The sequence below is a fragment of the Streptomyces sp. PH10-H1 genome, from assembly GCF_030063355.1.
Classification (GTDB): domain Bacteria; phylum Actinomycetota; class Actinomycetes; order Streptomycetales; family Streptomycetaceae; genus Actinacidiphila.
In genome coordinates, this window is record NZ_JASISZ010000214.1 from 1 (window position 1) to 1,178 (window position 1,178).

The 1,178-nt window shown below is 63.3% G+C and carries 1 protein-coding gene; it reads right to left on the reverse strand.

Going from position 1 to position 1,178, the window contains the following annotated elements:
* Positions 1–25: 25 nt before the first annotated feature.
* Positions 26–1,108: an IS630 family transposase gene (locus tag QMK24_RS41260; RefSeq protein WP_283472053.1), complete on the reverse strand. Its 1,083-nt coding sequence runs from the start codon at positions 1,106–1,108 to the stop codon at positions 26–28.
* Positions 1,109–1,178 lie beyond the last annotated feature (70 nt).

Here is a 1,178-nt window from a genome sequence, read left to right on the forward strand (position 1 = left end):
CTAGTGTCTCGTGATCCTGATTGCGTCACTTCGAGTTGTTTGCAACGAGCTTCTTGATGCTGGTCTGGACGAGGCGGACCTTCGCCAGAATCTCTTCGGCGGTTGCGGTCCAAGTGAATGGTCTTGCCTCAGAGTTCCAGGAGTCGATGTAGTCGCGGATCTGTGTGATCAGGACGTTGACGCTGGCGAAGGTTCCGCGGCGGATCGACTGGCGGGTCAGCAGGCCGAACCAGGTCTCGATCTGATTGATCCAGGAGGACCCGACGGGGGTGAAATGGAAGTGGACGTGTGGATTGTCGGTCAGCCACGCCTTCACCTCCGGCGTGGTGTGGGTGGAGAGGTTGTCCAGAACGACGTGGATCTCCCTCCCCGCATGTGGCTTCACTGCCTTCTTGAGAAAGGCCAGGAAGTTCTTGCTGTCCCGGCTCGGCTTGCACTCGCCGATTACTTCGCCGGTGCCGACGTTGAGTGCGGCGAACAAGTTCGTGGTGCCGTGCCGGACGTAGTCGTGGGTCCGCTTCTCCGTTGCCGCGAAGGTGACGGGCAGCACCGGCTGGGTGCGGTCCAGCGCCTGGATCTGTGTCTTCTCGTCGATGGACAGCACGACCGCGCCACCCGGCGGGGCGAGGTAGAGGCCGACGACATCAGCGACCTTGTCCGCGAACGCCGGGTCTTTCGAAATCTTGAAGGTGCCGCTGCGGTGCGGCTTGAGGTTCTCCTCACGCCAGACCCGCGCGATGTAGTGCCAGGACACGGTGACGTTCTCGGTCCGCTTCACGTACTTCGCCAACTCGCGCGTCGACCAGTGCGAAAGACCAGTGCTGGCCGGCGGCGTCATGCGCGTCAGCGCGATCACCCGCGCCCGAACCCGTCCCGGTACTTGTTCTCGGGCACCACCGGGACGGTCGCCTTCCAGCCCGGCCAGCCCGCGCTGGATGTATCGGGCCTTCCAGCGGTCCACGGTCGGCAGCGATACCCCGAGCAGCTCGGCGATGTCCTTGCGCTGGCGGCCCTCGCCCGACCACAGCACGATCCGGGCCCGCGTGGCCATATCCGCAGGCACGTTCCGACTACTCGCCAACACCCGTAACTCAGCGACCTGTTCCACGGAGAGCTCCATGCCAGTACCAACGAGACACACGAGATTAAGTAACGCCAACGGGATCACGAGACACTAG